Annotated in this window: 21 protein-coding genes, 1 pseudogene, 1 riboswitch and 1 other annotated feature; all 22 genes and pseudogenes read right to left on the bottom strand. The window is 38.9% G+C overall.

The window, feature by feature from the left end; translation table 11 throughout:
- Positions 1-307 precede the first annotated feature (307 nt).
- Entirely contained in the window at positions 308-1,984 is a 1,677-nt protein-coding gene (locus D3H64_RS04355; protein WP_158589222.1) for a peptide ABC transporter substrate-binding protein, read from the bottom strand.
- 73 nt (positions 1,985-2,057) lie between these two features.
- Positions 2,058-2,312: a binding site (T-box leader), on the bottom strand.
- Between the two features lie 161 nt (positions 2,313-2,473).
- Positions 2,474-3,412 carry a 2-dehydropantoate 2-reductase gene (locus D3H64_RS04350; RefSeq protein ID WP_121565045.1) on the bottom strand — a complete coding sequence of 313 codons (939 nt, stop codon included), beginning with the start codon at positions 3,410-3,412 and terminating at the stop codon, positions 2,474-2,476.
- A 281-nt stretch (positions 3,413-3,693) separates the two neighbouring features.
- The gene (locus D3H64_RS04345) at positions 3,694-4,425 is read right to left on the bottom strand and encodes a TatD family hydrolase (RefSeq protein WP_121565044.1); all 732 of its coding nucleotides are present in this window, start codon (positions 4,423-4,425) and stop codon (positions 3,694-3,696) included.
- A 71-nt stretch (positions 4,426-4,496) separates the two neighbouring features.
- Positions 4,497-5,234: an ABC transporter ATP-binding protein gene (locus tag D3H64_RS04340; RefSeq protein ID WP_121565043.1), complete on the bottom strand. Its 738-nt coding sequence runs from the start codon at positions 5,232-5,234 to the stop codon at positions 4,497-4,499.
- Between the two features lie 4 nt (positions 5,235-5,238).
- Complete coding sequence (locus tag D3H64_RS04335; protein ID WP_121565042.1) at positions 5,239-6,237, bottom strand: ABC transporter substrate-binding protein; 999 nt, start codon at positions 6,235-6,237, stop codon at positions 5,239-5,241.
- Positions 6,230-6,997, bottom strand: coding sequence for an ABC transporter permease (locus tag D3H64_RS04330; protein WP_199700136.1), 768 nt, complete (start codon positions 6,995-6,997; stop codon positions 6,230-6,232). The genes D3H64_RS04335 and D3H64_RS04330 overlap by 8 nt, the downstream gene beginning before the upstream one ends.
- Positions 6,998-7,155: 158 nt before the next feature.
- Positions 7,156-7,258, bottom strand: a riboswitch (TPP riboswitch).
- 396 nt (positions 7,259-7,654) lie between these two features.
- Positions 7,655-7,969 carry a thioredoxin family protein gene (locus D3H64_RS04325; RefSeq protein WP_158589221.1) on the bottom strand — a complete coding sequence of 105 codons (315 nt, stop codon included), beginning with the start codon at positions 7,967-7,969 and terminating at the stop codon, positions 7,655-7,657.
- Positions 7,970-8,143: 174 nt separating this feature from the next.
- On the bottom strand, positions 8,144-9,970 hold the full coding sequence (locus D3H64_RS04320; protein ID WP_121565040.1) for an ABC transporter ATP-binding protein: 1,827 nt from the start codon (positions 9,968-9,970) through the stop codon (positions 8,144-8,146).
- Positions 9,971-9,973: 3 nt separating this feature from the next.
- On the bottom strand, positions 9,974-11,725 hold the full coding sequence (locus D3H64_RS04315; protein WP_121565039.1) for an ABC transporter ATP-binding protein: 1,752 nt from the start codon (positions 11,723-11,725) through the stop codon (positions 9,974-9,976).
- A 26-nt stretch (positions 11,726-11,751) separates the two neighbouring features.
- On the bottom strand, positions 11,752-12,696 hold the full coding sequence (locus tag D3H64_RS04310) for a hypothetical protein (RefSeq protein WP_121565038.1): 945 nt from the start codon (positions 12,694-12,696) through the stop codon (positions 11,752-11,754).
- Between the two features lie 564 nt (positions 12,697-13,260).
- Positions 13,261-14,301 carry a PTS sugar transporter subunit IIC gene (locus D3H64_RS04305; protein WP_121565037.1) on the bottom strand — a complete coding sequence of 347 codons (1,041 nt, stop codon included), beginning with the start codon at positions 14,299-14,301 and terminating at the stop codon, positions 13,261-13,263.
- 317 nt (positions 14,302-14,618) lie between these two features.
- A complete protein-coding gene (gene lacB, locus D3H64_RS04300) occupies positions 14,619-15,131 on the bottom strand; it encodes a galactose-6-phosphate isomerase subunit LacB (RefSeq protein ID WP_121565036.1) in 513 nt (170 codons plus the stop codon).
- A 12-nt stretch (positions 15,132-15,143) separates the two neighbouring features.
- Positions 15,144-15,572, bottom strand: a complete 429-nt coding sequence (gene lacA, locus D3H64_RS04295) for a galactose-6-phosphate isomerase subunit LacA (protein WP_121565035.1) — start codon at positions 15,570-15,572, stop codon at positions 15,144-15,146.
- A gap of 60 nt (positions 15,573-15,632) precedes the next feature.
- On the bottom strand, positions 15,633-16,382 hold the full coding sequence (locus D3H64_RS04290; protein WP_121565034.1) for a DeoR/GlpR family DNA-binding transcription regulator: 750 nt from the start codon (positions 16,380-16,382) through the stop codon (positions 15,633-15,635).
- 311 nt (positions 16,383-16,693) lie between these two features.
- A complete protein-coding gene (locus D3H64_RS04285) occupies positions 16,694-18,094 on the bottom strand; it encodes a PTS galactitol transporter subunit IIC (protein WP_121565033.1) in 1,401 nt (466 codons plus the stop codon).
- An 85-nt stretch (positions 18,095-18,179) separates the two neighbouring features.
- Positions 18,180-18,485 (bottom strand): PTS sugar transporter subunit IIB, encoded by a 306-nt coding sequence (locus D3H64_RS04280; RefSeq protein WP_121565032.1) that lies wholly within the window; start codon positions 18,483-18,485, stop codon positions 18,180-18,182.
- Complete coding sequence (locus D3H64_RS04275) at positions 18,478-18,981, bottom strand: PTS sugar transporter subunit IIA (protein WP_121565031.1); 504 nt, start codon at positions 18,979-18,981, stop codon at positions 18,478-18,480. The genes D3H64_RS04280 and D3H64_RS04275 overlap by 8 nt, the downstream gene beginning before the upstream one ends.
- Before the next feature lie 364 nt (positions 18,982-19,345).
- Positions 19,346-20,206 carry a DMT family transporter gene (locus tag D3H64_RS04270; protein ID WP_121565030.1) on the bottom strand — a complete coding sequence of 287 codons (861 nt, stop codon included), beginning with the start codon at positions 20,204-20,206 and terminating at the stop codon, positions 19,346-19,348.
- 13 nt (positions 20,207-20,219) lie between these two features.
- A complete protein-coding gene (locus D3H64_RS10210; protein WP_158589220.1) occupies positions 20,220-20,393 on the bottom strand; it encodes a hypothetical protein in 174 nt (57 codons plus the stop codon).
- 581 nt (positions 20,394-20,974) lie between these two features.
- Positions 20,975-21,121 (bottom strand): annotated as a pseudogene (locus D3H64_RS04265) (haloacid dehalogenase-like hydrolase); the annotation flags it as partial.
- On the bottom strand, positions 21,120-22,559 hold the full coding sequence (locus D3H64_RS04260; RefSeq protein WP_121565029.1) for a glycoside hydrolase family 1 protein: 1,440 nt from the start codon (positions 22,557-22,559) through the stop codon (positions 21,120-21,122). The gene D3H64_RS04260 and the pseudogene D3H64_RS04265, both read right to left, overlap by 2 nt.
- Positions 22,560-22,619: 60 nt before the next feature.
- Positions 22,620-24,035, bottom strand: a complete 1,416-nt coding sequence (gene lacG, locus D3H64_RS04255; protein WP_121565028.1) for a 6-phospho-beta-galactosidase — start codon at positions 24,033-24,035, stop codon at positions 22,620-22,622.
- Between the last annotated feature and the right edge of the window lie 19 nt (positions 24,036-24,054).

Below are 24,054 nucleotides of genomic sequence, written 5' to 3'. Positions count from 1 at the left end.
ACACAACATCAAAAGCCAATCAAGGAGGAAGTAGCGCTCAATCCTAATATATTTCCCCTCACGTCTCTTAAACTGATAGGGGCGTTGCTCACCTAAGCCTAAACTAGCACTCCAGTAGGAACCAAACCGACTACTTCCCTAACCCTCTAGCTATCAGTAAGGGTAAAACAGTGGAAAAAATCGGGGGGAGATGAGTTTTACAAAGAGCGCTAGAATAGGCCTAAGCAAGAATCAAGTAACTCATTGAATGAGGCTAAATGCACTCATCTTGGCACATTTAGCCAAGTTGCCTCGTTAAAAGCCCAGTCTATTTCTTTTCTTCAACCCGTAAAGTGGTATAGTCAATAGCTTTGCCTGGGATAGTGGCAATCTTTTTAATTTTCTTATCCACTAGGTAACTGGAATTGTTTTGAATCGTTGGGATAAAAGCTTTATGTTCCGCCAAGTAATTTTCAGCTTCATGCAGAGCCTTTTCTCGTTCAACTTCTTTGCCTGGTTGAGATAATTCTCCTTCAATCTTATCCAGTTGTTCATCAAAGGCTTTATCAACATATTGACCATGATTGTGGGTCACGCCAGTTCTAAAGTTAGCAATATATTCCAAGGCATCTCCAGAGTCCCCTTGCCAACCACCTAGAGCTAAATCAAACTGATGGGCTAATAGTTTCTTAAAGCGAGCTTTAGCCGGAAGAGGAAGCAGGTTAATCTTAATCCCTTTCAAGTTGTTATTCACTTGCCCTTGGATATATTCTCCAATCTTTTTAGGCCCTTCCGCATCAGTCACTAACAAATCAAATTCTACTTTATCCACTCCCAGCTCTTTCTTCGCTTTAGCCCAATAAGCTTTAGCCTTTTTCAAGTCATACTTTCCAAAATCTTTTGAATCTTCTGTAAAATCTTTACCAGATTTTGGATCAAATACCGAGTTTGGTGCTACTAAGCCTTTAACTGGAGTAGCATTACCAGAGAGAATTTTTTCTGCTATAGTCTTGCGATCGATCGCATAAGATAAAGCTTGCCGTAAGTTTTCATTGTTTAAAGCTTTCGCATAGCCAATACCTAATTCTAGATAGGAATGAGATGATCCTGGGAAAGATTTTAATTCTTTTTTGCCTCGATACTGATTCAATAAAGATCCTGAAATTGGTGCAATGTCTGCTTCCCCTGATTCGTAAAGATTGACAATAGTATTAGGATCTTTCACAATAGCGACCTGTACTTCATCCACTTGAACCTTCTTCGTATCATAGTAATTTGGGTTCTTTTCATAGCTATAATTCATACTCGTCGAATCCCACCCCTTGACCACGAAAGGCCCATTAGAAAGGATCTTATCCGAACTTGTCCCATAGCCCTCTCCAGCTTTTTCAACAAAACTTTGACTTTGAGGGAAGAAATTCGTACCAGCTAACAAGTTCAACACATTAGGCAAAGCTTTTTCGACTGTTACTTTTAATTCATCATCGCTAATTGCCTCAACCCCTAATGTTTCCGGTTTAGCTTTTCCATCTACGATAGCTTCCCCATTTTTCAAAAAAGTTGCTTTACGTGCATTGGCAGAAGCTGTTTTAGGATCCGCTAAACGTCTGAAAGCATAAACATAATCTTTAGCGGTAATTTTCTCACCATTAGAGAATTTAGCTTCTGGGCGAAGTTTAAAGCTGTAAGTTAGCCCATCTTCTGAAACTTTTGGTAATTCTATCGCTCCAGCAGGAACAATCTTTCCTTCATCATTGAACTTCACTAAGCCCTCGCCAATTTTAGATAAAGCGTCTTGAGAAATAACATCGTAACATTTCACTGAATCAAAAGCCGTCACTTCAGCCGTTTCAATAGCCTTTACCACTATCTTTTCTTCTTTTTCTTTAGCTTCGATGCTTTGCGGATGAAGAATAGGTTTCAACACTAATTCTTGTGCTCCAGAAATGGTCAAAAGGCCTAAAGCTACGACGCTAGCCAGACGAATAGGTAATTTTTTGGTCATAAATATTCCTCCTTGATACATGTGCCCAAGGATGAAACAAAAAAAGCCTTCATCCCCTTGCACGTTTATAATGCAAAAGGATGAAAGCCAAAGCTTCCACGGTACCACCTTTTTTTATAGTATTATCACTAATACTACCTCATTAAGTACGTCAGAATGATCTGATTATACTCTTTCTCTGTAACGGGAGATCCCGACAATCACTCACTGGAAGCTTGCAACTGTACTGCTCCAAGACCATTTTCACTAGCTTTCCTCGATCGACTCCCACCTAACGCCGACTCTCTGAGCAAGTTCCACTAATTACTTATCTCTTCAACGCATCTCTTAACTTGTGCTTTACTATATCAAGGCAATTATACCCTGTCAAGCCATTTCTTTAAATTTCTTTTAAGTCTAGTATCAAAAACCACTATAAAAGCTTGCTATTTAGGGACTTTTTAGAGGATATTTTTTTGAAAATTTTTATCCCCTACAACTTCCCCTAACTTATTTCGCCTCTAACAATTTTTCTTTAGCATGTATTAAGTTAGTGATCAGATCACAATAAGGCGTAGGAATCCCATAGGCTTTCCCTTTTTCACTAATCGCCCCGTTTAAGTAATCAATTTCCGTTAGCCGATGATTCTTTATCAAATCTTGGTACATAGAAGGGTAATGCTTCCCATTGGTTTGTGGGTCATAACAGGAGTGAATGTTGGCAAGAATTTCTTCTTTTTCTAAATGAACATCTTCTTTGGCCGCTACAGCTAAGAACTCATCCACAATAGAATGAATCATATTTTCCGTACTTGGGCATGCCCCCACTTCAGCCATATTCGCCTCCAAAATGGTGCAAAGACTATTCATACAGCCATTTAAGGAAGCTTTCCGATAAATCATTTCCTTAATATGACTAGCATAATGCGCATTTAAGCCTGCTTTTGTTAAGACAGCCGCTATTTCTTTTCCAACAGCTTCTTGACTTTTATCTACAGCCCCCAAATGAACGGATCCCTTCCCAAAAAGTTTCACTCGTCCAGGGCCTTCCATTCCAGCTGTCCACATGGTCGTCCCAATGAAAACTTGTTCTAGAGAAAGATACTTTTCAATCACTTTCTCATGGCCGATTCCATTCAATAAGCACAATAATTTGGTATTTTTACTAATATTTCCTGAAACGGCTTGTAACATGTCTTCTAATTGGGTGGACTTGGTAAATAGGATCAACAGATCAATGGTCAAGTCAGTTGGAATAGCCGTCATATCATAGGCTTTAATCTGGTCAATCACTTCTTCCCCATTATAATTCGCCTGCAAGCCCTTTTCTTCTAAAGCCAAAACGTTGGCCTTATAGCCATCAATAAATGTAACTTCTTCCCCACTACGGTGCAACATCAAGCCAAATCTCATCCCCATAGCCCCTGCACCAGCAATTGTGATCTTCATCATTCCACCTCTACTCTAGCCATTCGCTTCCTTAGCGTCTAGCTGAATCCTCCTAATGCTTCAATCCAGCTGATGGGAAAGCTTGGCTCCTCTTTATCCCAGCCATTCTATAAGCTGAGTGCTTAAATTTCTACTCACCTTATTTTATCACTTCTCTATGCCTAGGCCAGAAAAAGCACCCAGCTTTTAAACAGATACTATCAGCTGAGTCTATCTCTTTTGCCGTCCGAAAAGGAGCTAATTTAAATGGTAAGCACTGGACAAGTATCCAGCCCAAGCTTTTACAGACCTAAACGAAGGTAATTAGCATATACTCTTTCTTCTACTTCTCTTTCACTAATGCCCTTCACTTTTGCTATCTGATCCATAATGGCCAAGAGCCGATCTGGGAAGCCATAGCCAAGGCCCAGCCATTCCGACGAATCTGGTCCATCTGTTTCAGTTAGGATACGATCCATTGGTAAACGACGGATCAATTCTTTCGTTAAAGCTGACACACCTGCATCCACGCTAATCGTAAAATAAATCCCTAAGTCTAAATAATCTTTTACTAAGTCTAAGGGGCCAGAATACCAATGAATAATAGTCGCCTCTAGTTGGTGGCTTCTCAAATAGGAAAGAATTTCCCTCTCTGCTCCCTTGGTATGGATATTCACGAGCTTATGATATTTTTCCGCTTGTTCTAAGAAAAAGCCAAAAACTTCTCGTTGGCGTCCATAAAATTGACTCCGTTTTTCCCAAAAATAATCCAAGCCAATTTCTCCAAAAAAATCAGCATCCGCTAAATACGGCTCTAAATTTTCTAAAGACGTTTGCTCATCCACAGACCAAGGATGGATCCCAAAACCTTTCTTAATATAAGGGCACTTCTCTGCTACAGCTTGAATACTGGCATATTCTTCCACTGTTTGTCCATTTGCCAAGGTTATTATCTGCAAATTATTTATCATGTCCAAGGCTTTTGCCGTATTCTCTTTATAATGACTCAGATGATCATGCGCATTTACTAACATCAGTGACCGTCTCCTTTAAAACAAGGCTTTTTTATATAAGATAAAAGAGAAAATATCTTATTGTAGACTCTCTAAGACTGAATCGCCTCTAAAATAGCCTTCTTATAGTCTAAAAATTCCTTGGTCAAAGCAAAAGATTGCCGATCAGGAGCTGCTTCTATCAGAAATTCCCCTATAATTTTACCGGGTCTTCCTTTCATAACATAGATGCGATCTGACAAGGTAATGGCCTCATCCACACTATGCGTAATAAACAAAGTCGAGAGTTTATAGCGTGCACTAGTTTTTAAATACCAATAGTAAATATCCTCTTTGGTTAGGCTATCCAAGGCACTAAAAGGTTCATCTAATAGCATCAAGGAACCAGATGCTAAATAAGTCCTCAAAAAAGCTGCCCTTTGCCTCATGCCTCCAGACAGTTGATTGGGATAATCCATCTCTCGCCCTTCTAAGCCAAATTGTTTGAAATAACTTTGGGCTATTTCGCGAGCCTCCTTTTTTTTCATGCCTGAAATTTGTAAAGGCAAACTCACATTATCTATCATTTTCATCTGTTCAAAGAGGAGATCTTTTTGAAGCATATAGGAAAAATGGCCTGTTTGCCCTGTGATATCTTTGCCCTTTAAATAAACATGCCCTTTATCCGCCTGAACTGACCCTGCTAAGCAATTAAAAAGGGTGGTTTTCCCTACACCAGACGTCCCTAATAAAGCAACAATTTCCCCTTCAAGAAGTTGAATAGATATATCAGAAATAATTAGCTGCCCTTGGTAACTTTTACTCAACTGCTCCGCTTCTAAAAGTAACATGGCTCTACTCCGGCAAATAAGCATTGCTAAAGCCGAAATCTTTAGGGATCTTCCTATCAATTAGTTTTTCCTTAGCTAACCACTCATAGAAACGATTCCACCGGTCTTTGTCAAATTCTCCCCAACGTTTGGCATCCGCAATATATTGATCCTTCAAATAGTCTTGACTCTTATATACTGTTTCTTTATCCAACTCTGGCGCAGCTTTTAAAAGAATATCTGCCGCTTCTTTAGGATGGGCTATGGCATATTCGTAACCCTTCTTCACCGCAGCTAAAAATTTCTTTGTTTCTTTAGGATGTTGCTTCATGTAACTATTGTTTCCAATGATAACTGGGGTGTAGTAATCAAAGGTATCATTGATATCCCTAAAAGCAAAGTATTGGTAGTCGATATGATTAGCTTTTGCAGACATAACATCCCAAGCATAAAAAACCCAAACGCAATCATAATCAGATTTAGACATGTTGTAGATATTGGCAGAAGCTTCTGGTAAAAATTTCACTTTTTTAGGATCCCCACCATCTTTAGCCACAACATTTTTAACAATGGCTTGTTCGATCGGTAATCCCCAAGTGGCATAAGCTTTCCCCTCCATATTCTTTGGCCTTTGAACAGGATTATCTTTTAATGAAATAATCCCAGATGTATTATGTTGAACAAGAGACGCAATAGCTGTCACTGGTAGCGCTTTTTTCAAGGCAAAAGCAGGCGCTAGGGTGTCTTGATAATCGATCCCAAATTTAGCCTTGCCAGATGCCACTAAAGCAGGTGCCCCATCTTCAGGTGGTTGAATAATGGACACTTTAAGCCCTTGTTCTTTAAAATAACCCTTTGCCTGAGCCACATAAATCCCCGTATGATTGGTATTTGGCGTATAATCCAAGACAAAATCAATGGCCGTTAATTTTTCTTTTGCTTCAATTGTTCCTAATGGGACTAAGCTAAAAACGAAGACTAAAGCTACAATACTCAACAGATAAAAGCGAAATTTTTTACACATGTTTTCTTCTCTCCTCTTCTTTTTTCCAAGGTGTAGCAAATTTTTCAATCCTCTTAATCAGCCAGACCAAGGCTAAACTAATCAAGGTCGTCAAAAAAATAATGGCAAACATTTCATCAAAAGCATAAGATTTCCTTGCTCTAGTCAGGTAAACCCCAAGGCCACTATTCCCTCCCAAGAGTTCCGCTAAAACAGCCCCGATGAGACCATAAGTAGCTGAAATACGCAAGCTTGAGAAAAAATAGGGTTGAGCTTCTGGCAACTTAGCATAGCGAATAATTTGTCTATCTGTCGCCTGCATCGATTTCAATAAAAGAATCCGATCGGGATCTACAGATCGAAAGCCATCCAATAGCCCTATAGCAATGGGGAAAAGACTAGATACGACAACAATCACTACTTTGGGCAAGATGCCATAGCCAAACCAAATGATTAAAACAGGCGCAATCGCTACAATGGGAATAGTTTGAGAAATCACCAAAATAGGGTAAAGCATTTGATAGAAGAGACTAAAGCGTTCCATCGTAAGCGCTAGAGTAAATCCCAAGACTACCCCTATAGTTAAGCCTAAAAAAGCTTCCAGTAACGTTGCCTCTGCATGATAGAAAAGTAACTCCCGCTTTTCGACCATCGCTTCTAGAATAGCCAGTGGACTAGGTAAGATAAAAGATGGAACAATCTCTAAACCCGTTAGCACTTGCCATAAGATCAATATCACGGCAATTCCTATGAGAGATTGAGCTTTTTTCATTAGCTTCATCACAGGCCCCCTTTCCATTTTCGATTCCCTAGCTATATGCTATATCCCCTAAGTAACTTCCCCTTATCCAGTCAGTAGCTTCAGTATATTCCAGACCTTCTTAGCCAAAAATAAAACACCCCCAATAGGTTCACAAAAGAAGCCTCGGAGGTGAAAAGTCTACATCATGATCACATCCCCACGGAAGTACTAACTTCATCAGGTCCAAAGAGTCAACGCTAGCGTTTCTCAGCCTTCTTTAAGGCTCCCCTTGTGATACTCTCTTACATTTAATTCGCCCACATTATAACAGAGCACTACCTTTCTTGCAAGCGTTTAGAATTGCTTGTCTTAAACAATTTATCTTCATATGATCGCTCTTAGAAAGGAGAATTTGAAACAGATCTATACATGCCTATAACAGCATTGAGACTCTAGTTAAGCAAGTGCCGATTTGCTAACTCATCTATGCAATGTAGCTAGCGATTGACCGCTTACCGTCATAAGGCAAGCACTTACGCATAATAGCCGTTCATCGTCAAGAATATTTCCCCTATAAGAAAAAGCACGCCGACAGCCCTCATTAAAGGACGATCGACGTGCTTTTCATTTTCCAAACCATTCAGGAAAGAGAGCTTTGACTCTAACTAAATCAAGACTACTTTTCTAGACTATTGATTAAGCGTACAGGTAAGGCCCTGCAATTTCCATGAGCTCATCTTCGCTCAAAGCTCCTGTTAGACGTTCTTTTAATTCTCCGTTGAAGAAGAAGAAGAGGGTTGGTACCCCTACGATATGGTTTTCTTCACAAAATTGTTCATTCAGGCTAGAATCCAATTTCAAAATTGTCATATCTGGATATTCTCTTTCCAAAATATGCAAAGTCTTATCGAGCATACGGCATGGGCCACAGTGAGGGCCGTAAACATCCAATAAAACAAAACCTTCTGCAATAGCTTCTTTAAATTCTTCTTGTTTAATTTCCTTAATCATCATCGTTCCCCTTTTCTTTTTTAGTCTATTTTTCTTAATAGATCATGAGTTCATCTCTAAACTCTTTAGCGTTTTCCTTTTCTTTTTTAGTCTATTTTTGTTAATAGATCCCTTGAATCATTCAGGCTTGATTTCCTTATTCTAGACCTTGCATGCGAAAAAAGCAGGTCAGTTTTAAGCTTGTTCTAGCCCTTGCAAACGGCAAAAATGGGCATAGGCTGTATCAGATTTTCCGAGTTCTTCAGGGCTACCTTCTGCTTCTAAATGACCATTATTGATCACAAGCAAGTGATCACAAGCGGCTAAACTCCGGACATCATGAGAAATCATGATCACTGTCATGCCTTTCGTTAACTCCATTAAGGCAGTTTCAACCAAATGGGCATTTTCAGCATCTAAGCTAGAAGTCACTTCATCCAACACCAAAATTTCTGGTTCAGATAACAAAGCCCGGGCTATAGCCAGACGTTGAGCCTGTCCACCTGACATATTGGAAGCTTTTGCCTTAACTGGACTATCAAACCCTTCAGGCAAACTTTGAATATAATCATAAATATTCACCTTCTGGCAAATACGAGCTAATTCCTCATCACTATACTGACGTTTGGCGCCATAGAGCAAGTTATCCCGAATCGTTCCAGAGAGAAGTGGGGCATTCTGTTGGACATAAGCCAAGCGGTGACGAAAATCACTCAATTGGAATTGGCTCAAATCTTTCCCTTGAAAAGTGACTTGTCCTTCTGTAGCAGGTAACATTTGCATTAAGATTTTTAACAAAGTGGACTTCCCTGAACCTGATGGGCCAAGAATCCCTGTCGTCTTACCGGATGGAATGGTCACATTCAGCTTCTCAAAAATTGCTTTTCGATCAGCGAAATCGCTTCTTTCTCCTTCATCTACATTAGCTTCATCTAACAGTTTGATAATCTCAGGATCCGTTCCCTGAGTTTTTCCATAAGCGAATGATACTTGCTCTAAGGCTAAGTCTCCCGCTGATAAATTCTCAAGGACAGCTTCTCCAGATGTCACATCTTCACTTGGCAAGCTATTCACGGCAGTAATTACATCCAGACTACCTTGATAGCCTTTGACCAACTGGACATCGCAAAGTAAACCTTGAAGAGTAGATGGTAAATAAGCCGAGTAGATATAGAAACTAATCAAATCTTCCATTTTTAATTGATGACGACTGGCTAAGTAAGCCCCCCCAATTAAAACACCCGCATTCAAAAGTAAGGTACTCATTTGCAGTGCGCCATCGATAACTAATTGCAAAAAGATGCCTTTGACCTCTGCATTAAACCAGCGATTGGATTGTTTTACACCAGCTTCATATTCGGCTTCTTCTTGTCCAGCTGCTTTAATATAAGCAATATGCCCAGAACGTTCTGCTAGGAAAGCCAACATTTTAGAAATAGAATTTTGAATCCCATACCCCACGCTATAGCCTCGAGTGCTCGCATAATACAAGGCTAAGGCATTAACGATAAATAAAGGAAGGGTCAGGCTAGCCAAAGTTAAGTTTTGTTGGAACATCCCAATAACCATCATCACAGCTGTCGAAACATCCGTCACTAGCGTTGTCATGATATTGATCAATTCACTGGCCATAGATGGATCGTCCGTTACCCGTGAAATCAATTGAGACGGTTGGAAACGTTGATACAAATTCATTGGCAGGGTCAAAATCTTCCTAAAGGTCATCTTTTGAAAACGACGGTCAAATTGAAATTTTACCCAAGTCGAATAAACCGCTAGAAAATGGGTGCAGGCCATCAAAGCAGATAAAATGCTATAGCGAACAATCAAGGAATGATTGAAAATTTTCCCTGCAGCGATCTGCCCTTCAATCTCAGGCAAAGTCGTAAAGAGGAAAGCCCCTAAAACACCGACACAAGAGGAGAGGATAAAGTGAATCCATGGCAATTTGACAGAACGGAAAAAGAGAATCATCCGTTGCCAAGGCCTATATTGTTGCCGTTTACTAATCTTTAAATCCATATCCTAGTCCTCCTTTCCTGTATTCCAAACGAGCTGTTGGTAAATAGGGCAAGTCGAGAGTAAATCTTGGTGTTGCCCCATCCCACATAAACGCCCTTCTTTTAAGACGACAATTTGTTTGGCATCCTTGGCTAAGTGCATCCGGTGGGTCACGATAATCACCGCATAATCATGTGAAAGCTCATCGATGACTTGACTGATCTTTTCTTCTGACTCAGGGTCTAAATTCGCCGTTATTTCATCCAATAGTAAGAAGTGTTTATGCCCTTCTTGCAATTGCAAAATAGCCCGAACCATAGCCACTTTTTGCCGTTCACCACCAGATAGATTTTGCCCACTTTCAGCTAATAAAGAATCCAAGCCATCTGGCAGGCGGTCTAATAATTCATCGAGACATAAACGATGACATAAAGCCAGTATCTCATCATCCTTTACAGCTTCTTTCAAACCATAGCACAGATTATCTCTTAAACTCCGTGAGAACAAAACAGGTTCTTGAGGGACATACACAAATTCTTGCCGATAAGCCAACAAGTCAAGTGTACTGATGTCTTGACCCCCTAATGTTATACTTCCTTCATTCAAATCATGGAAGCGTAATAAACTATTCAAAAGGCTAGATTTCCCTGCTCCAGAAGGGCCAACAATCACTTGTTTACCTTTAGGAGCAAATGTGACGGACAAATCATCGAGAACGACCTGCCCTGACAATTGCAACTGAGCCTGATGCACATTTAAATCTCCGACACGATCTTCTGGCATTTGCCCTTTTCGATCTTCTTCAGGCAATTCAAAAATTTGCACCAAACGAGCGACCGCACTTTGAACCCCTTTTAAGATAGACCATTGTTGTAAAATTTGGTTAATCGTAAAATATAAGCCCCCAGAAAGGCCAAAGTAAGCAATCCAAGAAGCCATATCCAATTCACCAGTCTTGATCAAGTAGCCCCCATAGAGGATACCAACTACCCGAACTAAAATTTGCAGGATGTTATCTCCCACTATAAAGAGAAGACCAATAGCTGATGATTTGAAATGGATATTATTGTAATCATCAATGACTTTAGAGGCTCGATCTCCCTCATACTTCTCCTTCACAAAAGACTTGATCAAAGGTACATTGGTCAAAATTTCCGCCATATACTCCGTAAATTTAGACAAACGGTATTGGGCTTGGTATTGGATCCGATAATTAACCTCCCCTTCAATGATCCGCAAAATGAGCAAGATAGGAATCACCGCTAATTGCACATACATTAAATTTTTATGATATGAAGCAATCAAGGCTAGATTAATATAGACAGAATAAATAGCCGATAGTAATGTTACCGTGACTGTCACCATAAAATCACTCAATTGTTGCGTATCATCCGTGGTACGAGAAATTAATTCGTTAGGATTAAACTGACGCAAGCTCGAAACTTTCAAGGCCAAACTTTTTTGCCAGATCCGGTTTCTAAAGCGTCGGTCAATGTCCTTACGCAGATAATTTTCAACCCCTGTTGAGATCATACTCGTTAGACCACTCAAAATCAGAATCAAAATCCCGATTGTCACCGTCTTACTGGTTAAATTACCCTTTTCAAAATAGGTTCTTTGATAATCTGGGAACCATATACTGACCTTTGCATTAATCAAGGACAAGGCAATGGTAACCAGCAAAAGAACCCAAGGGATCCGGACACTTTTGACTAAATTCCAGAATTGCTTGAGGCTAATCCTCGCAATAACTGGTCCCTTATTCTTCTTTTTCATAAATGCCTTCCTCACCTTCTTGAGGATTAATTCTTAAATTGCTTGATAATATGTTGGAAAAGCTCGTTTCGTCCTAACTCAATCCAATGTCCTTCTAGGAATTTCTCATAAGTCATGCTGGCGATATATTCTTCATCCACACCATACTCTCGGGCTTGATCCAATTCAGCTTTAAAATCTTCTTCAGAAGCTTGATAGAGTTTTTTCCCTAGATCAATGTAGATAAGTTCGAGGTAAAAATCAGCTTTATATTTTTCTTTTAAGGCATCTTCAAGACCTGGATCATCTTCAGATAAACCTGTTTCCTTAGCGGCATACTCTTCAAAGCTGAGTTCCTCTTCCTCATAGGTACAAGCTTCTTTATCTGCTTCTACCCATTCCGTCACAAATTGATCCATTTCTTCTTCATCAACGTCAAATTTCACTTGGTCAAAAATTTGATCGGAAATTTTCGGCAAAATATGGTCATAAATATGATTCCAATCATCATTTTCTTTAAAGCTATTGAGCATCACTCGTTTGTACTCTTCAAGCGTATCTACACCGTTGATCTCTTCTTTTTGAATCATCTCATCATTAACCGGTTGAATGTCCATAAATTTAGCAGCAAGAATCTTCACTTCTACAGTAAAGTCTCCAGTTGTTAAACTGTAGCTTTCGCCAACTAATTTCCCTATCAATTCGTTCTCGATAGCTTTATCATAGAACCCTTTTCCTAATTTAATCGTAGCCTTTTCTCGATTAAACTTAGCAGGAGCCCCCTCTTGATCACACGACGCTGAAATAGAGACCACATCGCCTAGAACTAAGGCTTCTCCATTTTCCCGTTCCTTATCTTTAGAATATTGGCGGGATAATTTTTGCAAATCTTCCTCTAAAAGAGCTGAGTAGTCTTTACGAGAAAGGGTCAGTAATTCTTCTGGAATCTTCAATTGCGTTACATCAATAGAGTTTAAAACTTTTGACTTCATTTTCATTCTCCTTTTCAAGGGATTCACTAGATTTTACCAATCTTAACATATTTCACCATTTTATTCAGCTATTTGGCTTCATCATTAAGGAAAAAATAAGTCTTTTCAAGCCTTTTCAAAACTTCCCTTCTTATCCTGAAAATCGGCTTGTTCTAAGCAAAGTCGGGCTCCGCATGTCAGGCTTAAAATCGGCTTATTCTATACTAAGTCGATCCCCGCATGTCAGACTGAAAATCGGCTTATTCTAAGCCAAGTCGAGCGCTGGATGAAAGGAAAAAGCTCCGATGATACCATCGAAGCCTTGAGCTATTTATAGAACCTTCTGCTATCATCGAAGTCTTTCTATTTTATAGAAGCTTCTTTAAAAAAGGCCAGTCAGAACATGTCCTCTTGGGTAGATTATTAGCCTTGATAACAAATACTTCTTCGCTTGGGGAGATTATTAACCTTGGTAAGCAATACTTCCTTACTTTTGTATATCGTTAACCTTGATAAGCAAACACTTCTTCGCTTAGCTATATTCTTAGCCTTGATAAGCAAACACTTCTTCGCTTAGCTATATCCTTAGCCTTGATAAGCAAATACTTCTTTGCTGTCGTATAATTTCAGCACTTTTTCAAACAAGAACTTGGCCAAAAGTCCAGTGCAAATGGGAATCACAAACCAACAAACGACAACAAGGGAGAGCTGTAAACCAGCCTCATGTGAAGCTAAAGGCCCTACCATACCGATCAAACCAAAACCTGCCGATTGAGGTGTTCCAGAAATATTCAAGAGTGATACAGGTAAGGATGAAATCATCGCTGTAAAGAGACTTGGCACGAGAATCACAGGGTATTTGATCAAATTAGGCATCATCATCTTCATTCCGCCCAAAGCGACGGCTAAAGTCACCCCAGATTCATTGACTTTCCATGAGTGAATCACTAAAACGATCGTCGTTGCCGCAATCCCCATAGCAGCTGCCCCAGCAGACATTAAATTCAACTGAATAGCCATCCCTAAACCTATCGTCGTTATCGGAGAAATGATCAAAGTAGCAAAAGAACAAGCGATTAAAATACTCATTAGGATGGGTTGAAATTGCGTAAATTGATCGATAAATCTTCCGATAGCTAAGGTGATCAGACTGACATAAGGATAGATCAGCATCCCTATCACACCTGCTCCAACCCCCACTACAAGTGGCATGGCGATCGTCTCTAAAGACTTGAAGCGATCCCCAATAAAGAGCACCATCAAACAGCCAACAGCAGCAGTGAGCATGACATTAATAATATCCCCAGTCCCCTGAGCAATAAAACTATGGCTTTCCTCGTTAAAGTGCACCACTCCAGATCCTGCAAAAGAAGCCGCCCCTACAATCAAACTTCTCGCTGGAGTAAAGTTAAATTGTTTGGCAATCATACTCCCAATAATCAAAGGAGTGGCTAATTGAAACATTTGCGTGACTAAAAGAATCATGGAAACAAGAGGCAGATGGTTAAAATATTTCAAAAAGCCTCCTAAAATGGCATGAGGTATCAAAGCAATTAAGGTAGCTTGCGCTGTCCCTGTCAAAATTTTATTTGTAAAAACTTTCGGCGTCATTTCTTTTCTCTCCATCAAGGTCTCCTTTAAAAACGATTTTCTGTAAAAGAAATTATATTTTCTGAAATAACCCCGTCAGTTTACCCGATCTACTTTTTATAATCAATAGCATTAACGCACTTTAATGAGAAGAAATCGATCTTTTTGTGTTTTATTTTTCTTCTCCAAGAGAAAACTGTCGTTCCCTCCTCCCAAAAAAGATAGAAAAAAGGCCAGTGCACTGCTATCTGTACACCTGGCCTTTTTATTTCATCCTAAATTTCAAAAACATTTATTCCATCCAAATGACAAAAACTATTTATAGGACATTTATCTGTCTTTTTGTCTATAACTTAGTCATGATAATAGCCTTCGTCCCATTTCTTGATATATTCATCAAACAAATGTGGATCAGCTGGCTTATTCAGATCTTCTAAATGATCAATCTTGTCAATCAACTTCTTGTTTTCTTCGCTTGGTTTATATTCAGCATTAATGAAGGCGGTGATGATATCTTTAATCAACAATTCCCCTGTGATCATCCCACCAAAACCAATGACATTGGCATTCAATTCTTCTTTGGAGTAAATAGCAGTCGTCATATCACGAACTAAAGCTGCCCGTACACCAGGAACCTTATTCACTGAAGAAGTAATCCCTACCCCAGTACCACAGATTACTACACCAAGATCAGCTTGCCCGGATACAACAGCTTCGCCAACTTTCTTCCCATAGATTGGGTAGTGTGTGCGAGTGTTATCATAAGTCCCCATATCCAAAACTTGATGCCCCTGAGCTTTTAAATAGTCTGAAACAGCCATTTTGACTTTCGTAACAATATGATCACAACCAATTGCAATTTTCATAATGACCCTCCTCTAGCACATCGCATTTAGCATATCGACACGAACTTGGTGACGACCACCGTCATAGTTGGCAGCCAAGAATTCCTTAACCACATTCTTAGCCAAACCCTTCCCAAGAATTTCATTCCCCAAGCAGATAGCCTTGGCATTATTGTGTTCCCGTGTCATGTAAGCAGAGCGTTCTTCAGAAATTTCAGCTGCAATCATCCCCTTAATCTTGCAAGCTGTCATAAAAGAACCTGCCCCATATTTATCGAACAAAATCCCACGTGCACTGTCATCTTTTAACAATTCTTGACAAACCGCTTTAGTGGATTCTACAAAATCTTCACTCGCTGTTTCTGATTTATCGATCACTTCATAACCGTTTTCTGTCAAATAACTTTTAATGACATTCTTCAATTCCATGCCGTCTTGATCTGAGCCGAGATAAACTTTCATGGTAATGCCTCCTTTGTTTGATATAAACATTTTAAAACAAAAGTAAACATTTTTCAACCTTTATTGGCACATAACATCGACATAAGCCATCAATTTCTGGTACTTTTCTTTCGGATCCTTATCACAGATGACCGACGTCACATCTGCTAGATTGTAAAATTCATAGAAATCTTTTTGCCCAATCTTGGAAGAATCTATCAATAAATACCGCTCCGTAGCATTTTCCAAAGCTAATTCCTGGGTAATTCCTTCTGCTAAAGTAGCGGTCATCACTTTATTGTCAACGATCCCATTGCAAGAAAAGAAAGCCTTGTGGAAATGCATATTCTTCAATGAATTCATGGTGATTTCCCCATTAAAAGCTTCCGTCTTTAAACGAATTTCGCCCCCTAATAAATAGGTTTTGACTTCGTTGGCAATCAATTTTTGAAAGACAGGCAAACAGTTCGTCACAACGACAATATTCGGATTTTTTAGCTTCGTTGCCATAGCCTCCAAAGTCGTCCCTGGCCCCATAAAAATAATATCGTTGTCTTCCACTAATGTGACAGCCTGTTCAGCCACTTTTTCCTTCTCTGCCATATGCATAATTTGTTTATCTTTATGCGATAATTCTTGGTGAGGATAGCGGTCGTTCCCTACAGCCCCCCCATGGACACGTTTTAAAATGCCATTTTTTTCTAGCTCATTCAAATCCCGCCGAACTGTCATATCCGACACATCCAAACGTTCCACAATATCTGAGACAGTCACGATATCCTTCTGGCTCAGCATTTCTTGAATGATCTTCCATCTTTCATTTTTCAGCATATATACCTCCTGATAGCCTTTTTGCCCATATAATTCTTCGCATCTACAACTAATTTTCGACACAAGTTGCCCTTATCCGTCTTTGTGTTGAATATTGTCTGTTTACCTCTCATCATTCTCATCATACAGGAACAAACAAACATTTTGCAACAATTCACTTTGACTTCCAGATAAATTTTGCCCTTTAGCCTAGTCCATCTATTAGGAGATGCCCCTTAGTTCATTCAAACGAGTGATGTCACTTGATCCCTAGCAAAAGACTTCAAAGAAAAAACCTCAAGAGCTAGGCTCTTGAGGTTTGCCAACTAGGCTTATTTGTTTTTGGCATATTCTTTATTACGTTTCTTCATTTCACCTGCATACCAAACAAATAGAGCTGTGTAAACGGCAAGAGAGACAATCGCACACATAATCATCTTCATGTCCCCTGTTGAAGCTTTCCCAACAAAGTAAGAGAGGAATTTTTCAATAGGTCCTTCCAAAGTGGAGTGTGAAATCAAGGCATGAGCGCCGAGATTCTTAGGATAAGCCCCAACTTGTTTAGAGATTTCCGTCGCAAATGGAGCAATCAAGGTTCCAGAATATAGGAAGACTGGTAATAAAACAGTACCGATAATGATCATACGAATGATCTTCCCACGAGTTACCACAAGAAGTGCTGGTGTCAGTCCCATGGCAATAATCCCACCTAATGGCAATAAACCATTCTTAGGTAAAATCATTGCTTCAATTAACATGATTGGTGCCAATACGTTTGCAGCCGCCCACATTTCTGCACGACCAGCGATAAAAGGCCAGTCCAAACCAATATTGAAAGATCTCCCTTTGAAACGGCCACTCGCATAATTGGTAACCCCTTGAGATAAAGGTTCAACAGAAGCGATAAACCATTGCCCGATAATACTGAAGAGTTCCAAGGAAACCCCAGCTGTAAAGCCTAGAGAAACAATCGATTTCACATCTTGACCCGCTAGCATCCCAACGAAGATCCCAAGATAAATACCAATAGCAAATTTAGATCCCCAGAAACCAATCTTGCTGTTCAATTTAGCTGCATCAAAGTCATATTTATCTAGCCAGAAGAACAACTTGTCATAGATCTTATCCAACAACATAACAATTGGATTCATCATATAGTTCATATGCGTTGTAGTCATTGGATTTGAATCAGGAGCATTCAACAAATCATTGAAAGTAGGTTTCATTAAATCGGAGTTAATAATCTTCAATATCCCAATAAAGATGACCAAAACTGTTGTCACAAAAAGATTAGCCCCACAGTACATGGCAAACAAACCTGTGACAGACAAGTGCCAAACATCGAAAATATCCACATCCAAGGTATTTGTATAATTCATAAACAACATGATAGCGTTAACAATTAACAGAACAAGCATGAAATATAAAGTGTATGGAGACCCCCAAGTAATGGTAGCCAATGGAGCCCAACCCACATCAGTGATATTTAAACTTAAGCCAGTATTTTTAACGAAATCTCCCAAAGCAGATGAAAAAGCACCTGTTAAGATCCCCATGATAGCTCCGACCCCTGTCAATGCTACCCCGAGTTTCAAACCACCTTCCAAAGCCTTGGTAAATTTCACACGGAAACACATCGCGATCACAGTCAATACAACTGTCATTAAAGCAGGTGCGCCTAAGTCAATCAGCGGTTTTAGCAACCCATTGGCCATTTGAACTATAGCTTGCATAATTACTCTCCTTTTTTCTAATGACTAGCTTACATGAAATACTTCAATTAATTTGCTTATGACTAGCTTATATGAAACAATTTCCCTATTTTGCTTCTAGCTTTTTAATAATAGCTTCAATTTCCGTGTAAACAGGTTCCGCCATAGCAGGAATACGGTACAAGATAGGACCTGCATTAACAATAGGAATTTTCACCTCAAAGCCAAATTTTGTTTCAGCGATTTGAGCGAAAATATCATAGTGCTGCATCATATCTTCTGTAATATCTTTAATCATCACCGCATCGACATGAATTTGATGGCCACGTTTCCCCATTTCTTCTTCTAAAGCTGTTTTGATTTGGTGACTAGAATTTACCCCGGCGCCACAAGCTGCTAAAATCTTAATCATTTGACTCACCCTTCTTCTCAAATTTTTGAATTAAAAAGTTATAAATAAGATCAGTATCTTCCTCTTTGAAAAAGCTCTTCGCTTCTTCTAAGGATAAAGAATTAATGAAATCCATGATTTGAGCTAAAATGTTGGATTGAACCGCCCCATCATTATTCAAAATCATAAATAAATAGCTCACTTCCAATGTTTCAGATGGTTTAATCATGTTGTGAAACACAATAGCTTGCTCTAAACGAATAGGAACAATTCTACAACAATTGACATATTCACTTTCTGTATGGGGGACTGCAATATTGGGGAATTCTGGATTCACAGGACTCATATCCAAGCCAGTCGGATAATTCTTTTCTCTATTTAAAACGCTTTCTAAAAAGCCCTCTTTAACCAGCCCCTTCTTTGTTAAATCCTCACTAACCAATTTAAAAGCGCTTTCTATATCGGGCACATTAAAATGGTAGATGGTCTCCTTCGAAAATAAATTCTCTACTGTCACTCATCTTCCTCCTTCCATTTTATTATCTTCCTTTCACTTGATAATTATATGCCTTTCCATTTCCTTGTCAACACTTTTGGACAACTTTTAACATTTTCGAACGTATTTTCAAGGGGTTTTATGTTCGTTTGCTTTTGAAATTGTTCTATCAACAAGAATTACAGTCTTTATCTTAAGCTTTAAACATCGCATGGTTCATATTCTCCTAGCCCTTTATCTAAAAAAAGCTCCTTAGAAAAGATATGTTTCCTATCTTCTCTAAGGAGTTGACTTTTAAACTATTTTCAACAACTTTTGACTTAACTAGCCTCCATATCAAAGTAAACGGCAGGATCTCGTCTTATTCATCAGACCTAGGAAAAATTTAAATAGCATCCGTATCTGAAGTAGACGACAGAGCAATGGCTAAAAGTAAGATCACTAAACTAATGGCAATCCTCATATTAAATGGTTCTCCTAAAATGATGACCCCTAAAATTGTCGCAAAAAGCGTTTCTAAAGAAAGAATGATAGACATAATAGAAGGATTAACATGCTTGATCCCATACATTTGCAACATGTAACAAATAATCGTTGAAAAGAAAACTAAATAAAGTAAAGACCCCACAGATATCCAGGTTAAAGGTTGAATTTTAGGACCAACCAAAGCACAAGCTATCGTCGACAAAATAGAAACCACCAAAAATTGGATAAAGGTCGTAATCTTCACGTTAACCTTTCTCATCCTAACTGAAACGATCAAGTGGAGAGAAAAGAGAACCGCACAGACTAAAGTATAAAAATCCCCGATATTAAAGGAAAAACTGACAGATTTTAAAGTCAAGAAACCTATCGCCACTAAGGTCATCACACTCGCTATAAAAATCCGTATGGAAGGTCTCTTTTTATAAACAAGCCAAACCAAATAGGGGGTAAAAATCACATTAGTTGCGGTCAAAAAAGAATTATTGGAGACGGTCGTAAAGCGCAAAGCGTAAGTCTGCAGACCAAAAGCAAGGAAAAGAACAAGTCCTATAGGCAAGCCCATTTCTAGCTCTACTAGGGTCATTTTTCGAATATCCTTATAAAAAATGATAAACATCATCAAACTGGCTAAACCAAATCGGACAGCTAGAAAAGACAAGGTGTCAAAGGACTGCAAGGCTCCTGCCGTTGCAATATAACCTCCACCCCAAATAACTGCACCCCAAAACAAGCCAATTATCCCCTTAGTTTTATCTGGCATACCAACACTCCTTTCACAACCCTTCTCTTGGCAAGTTTTTGAAGATTAGTCCATCTGTAAGCTCAAAAACTTGCTCCATACCATCAACGCCTCGATTCTCTTGAGAAAAATCTAACTCTATCGTACGAATGAGCCACTTACTCGCCCTATCATCGTCGTCTGTAGTTGGAATTGAATAAAAAGACATCCCTTTACATTAAAAGGGGCAATTCTCCATCATCTTATCTTTTAAATTATGAGTTGTCAAGAAGACTTTTGGTGAGAATATCAAGAAATATTTCTCTAAAAAATGCCTTATACTATTTTTTATTTGGCTATTCTCTAAAGTTAACAACAAATTTCATTCTCTTTTCTTTCTATAGCATTTTAATCATATTTTTAGACTTACTTATCTGGATACAAAAAAACTCTATACTTTTTGTTGTTGGTGAAATAGACAGACGATTGTCTGCACATGTAATATGAAAAACAAAAATGACCGATTCTTTCGGATAAGAGTCGCCTTCATCGGAAAATTGCAGCGGGACCGCTGGGAGCCTTGGTCTCCCAGCTAGTCAGTCTCAAACTTGCTGTAAGCCTTTCGGCACAGCAAGTAATTCGCTTGACTTCCTTTAACGCTGCTTCCGATGAAGGACTCTTTCCTTCAGTTCGGTCAGACTGCATTTTCTATTCATCAGTGCTTACATTCACCAACAACTAAGTATATATAGAAAGCTACACTCAAATCCTCTAGCTAGTTCTCTTTTTGTTTTATCTTACTCCTATGTTTTATCGATTAACGGATCTAGCAATTCTTGAAATGGTGTGGCGTATTCCACGAATGGTATTGCTCATAGCATAAATATTTTCTACTAAAGCCATCCCATGATAGCCAGCATCCCCAATGTGTTGAATATCTACGCCAGCGATTTTATTAGTACTGTTTTTCCTCAAAAAGGAATGCTCCATTGCTATCGATAACTTTTCTATACCAATCAAAGCTCAACTTTTTGAATCGCTTCATACTACCTGTTTTGTCATCATAGTAATCAACAAAGATAAAACCCCAACGCTTTCGCATAGTCCCTGTTGACCCACTTACAAAATCCATTACAGCCCAGTTCGTATACCCTATCACCTGAACTCCATCATGAATAGCTTCATTAATTTGCAGAAGGTAGTCTCTTAGTCCTTCTATCCGATAATCATCGTAAACAGTTAATTGCCCGTTTATTCCTATTTCTAAATTTTCTGGCTTAGAAATTCCATTTTCTACAATGAATTCTGGTAGACGATAACGATCCCATACGATGTTTAAAATAGTTCGCAACCCCACTGGGTCGTATGTCCATCCCCATTCATTCTTCTTCAATTCTGGATTGGACATCTTACTAATAATGTTAACATCCCTTACTTTGGAATTACTTCTATTAAAAGAAGAAACCCCACTCATGTAGTAGCTGTACGCCACAAAATCAACAGTATTCTCTTTTATTATTTGCAACTCTTCGTCTGTTATGTCTAGCTTCAGCTTTTTTTCCTTAAATTCTTTGAGCTTGTAGTCTGGATATTTTCCAAAGACATGTACATCTATATGGAAAAGCATTTCTCTCATATCGAAATAAGCTTGCAATCCGTCTTCCGGTTTTGGTGTCAGTGGATATATCGGTCCAATGGTTGTGGTGCAACCCACCATTGCATCTGGTTCAATCTCCTTAATTATTCGTATAGCCTTAGAATTAGCCACAAACATATTATGAAAAATTTGATATTTCAAGTTATCATCAACTGGCTCTTTATATTGTGCAACTCCCGCATGGAAAAAGGGTTCGTGAGCAACAATATTAACTTCGTTAAAAGTTAACCAGTACTTTACTTTACCTTTATAACGGTTAACAACCGTTCGCACATACTTAAGATAAAACTCTATGACCTTTTTGTTAGCAAATCCATTATAATGTTCTGCTAAATAAAGGGGCATTTCAGCAGAATGAGTGATTGTAATGATAGGTTCTATTCCTTGTTCGTGTAAAGCATCAAACAAATCATCATAAAACTGCAGACCTTTTTCATTCGGCTCTTCTTCTATTCCCTTTGGATATATCCTAGTCCATGCAATTGAAGTTCGAAACGCTTTAAGACCTAATTCACCGAATAATTTTACATCATCTTTGTAGCGTTCATAAAATTCAACAGCTCTATGTTTTAAGTTACCGTCTTCGGGAACAGTTGTCCGCCCTTCAGATGGCGCATGTGGAATCACATCTGCTACAGAAGCCCCTTTGCCATCTTTTCCAAATCCACCTTCAAAATGATAAGCTGCCGCAGCACTACCAAAGAGAAATTCTTTTGGGAAATAAGAGCTCTTGCTCATAATCCATTCTCTCCTCCTTGTGATTATACGTATTTATTCGTTATCCTACCGTTCTTATCATCAGTCAATAGTCAACTGCCTATCTTCATGAACCTTTCTCCACCAATAGGCACTCTTTTTGGCAATACGTTCTTGCGTATCAAAATCAACATAAAATAACCCATAACGTTTACCATATCCATTAGACCATGAAAAAACGTCCATCAGAGACCAAAGGAAGTATCCTTTTACATTGACACCCTGATTAATAGCATCAACACAAGCTATCAGATGTTTTTGAATATAATCAATCCGCGCGTCATCTTGTACTTGTCCATCCACCACTTTATCCTTGTAACCTAACCCATTTTCCGTTACATATATCTTATGGTAATTCGGATATTCTTTTGCTACACGAATCATTTGATCGCGCAAACCCTCTGGATAGATGAGCCAATCCCAGTCATTTCTAGGAATATCCATATCAAACATTTGCTCTCCAATTCCTCTCATCCGATTAACAGACGTCCCCTTTTCCCCTCGACTATTGTGATAAGATTGGTTCGGTCCATTGTAAGACTTGATAAAACTGCTTTGATAGTAATTTATTCCTAAAAAGTCATTATCGTCTTTAGCTAATGCGAGATCCTCCAAATCTTCTTGAGTTATTTCTAATTTTGCATGGTTTGCTTCCATTATTTCGTTCAATGCCTTCATCGTTAAATCTGAATAGCATCCATTATAAGTAGCATCCAACAAAAATTTATTGCTGAGAACATCATATTTCGTAGCAGCCCACTGATCCGCTTCATTCTTTTTATCATAAGGATATTTTGTTTCAAGAGAGTGTATAACCCCTATTTCGCCAGAATATCCTTTCTCTTTATAAATTTTTACGGTTCGTGCATGAGCAACCATCATATTATGCATACTTTGCACTGCTTTGGAATAATCATTTTTTATACCTGGAGGGAATTTTCCATTCAAATATTGTCCAGATGCTACTGGCCAAATTTCATTAAAGGTCACCCAATACTTCACTTCATCTTTATATTCTTCAAAACAGAATTTCGCATATTCTACAAAGCTATCTATTGTATGCCGATTTAGAAAATCTCCGTTTGCATGTAATGATAACGGGGTATCAAAGTGATGCAATGTGACAAATGGTTCAACATTCCTTTTTCGACATTCTTGAAATACGTGGTGGTAAAATTGAACACCCTTTTTATTAGCATGTTCATCGTCACCATGCGGGAAAATCCGTGACCAGGCAATAGAAATGCGGATCGCATCAACTCCAAATTTTTCTGCTAATGCCAAGTCTATCGGATATTTATGATAAAAATCACTTGCTGGATCAGCTTGAAACCAATTTTGCTTTTTTAGCCAAGGATCCCAAGCCACTTCCCCCTTACCGTCCTCATGAGTAGCCCCTTCAGCTTGGTAAGCTGCTGTTGCCCCACCCATGAGGAAGTCTTTTGGTAATTTCATTATTTAGCACCTCTCCAACACA

Source organism: Atopobacter sp. AH10, from assembly GCF_003664595.1.
In the GTDB taxonomy this organism is placed as follows: Bacteria; Bacillota; Bacilli; order Lactobacillales; family Aerococcaceae; genus Atopobacter.
Note: the sequence above shows the minus strand (reverse complement) of the source record. Positions and strands in the feature narration are given on the sequence as shown.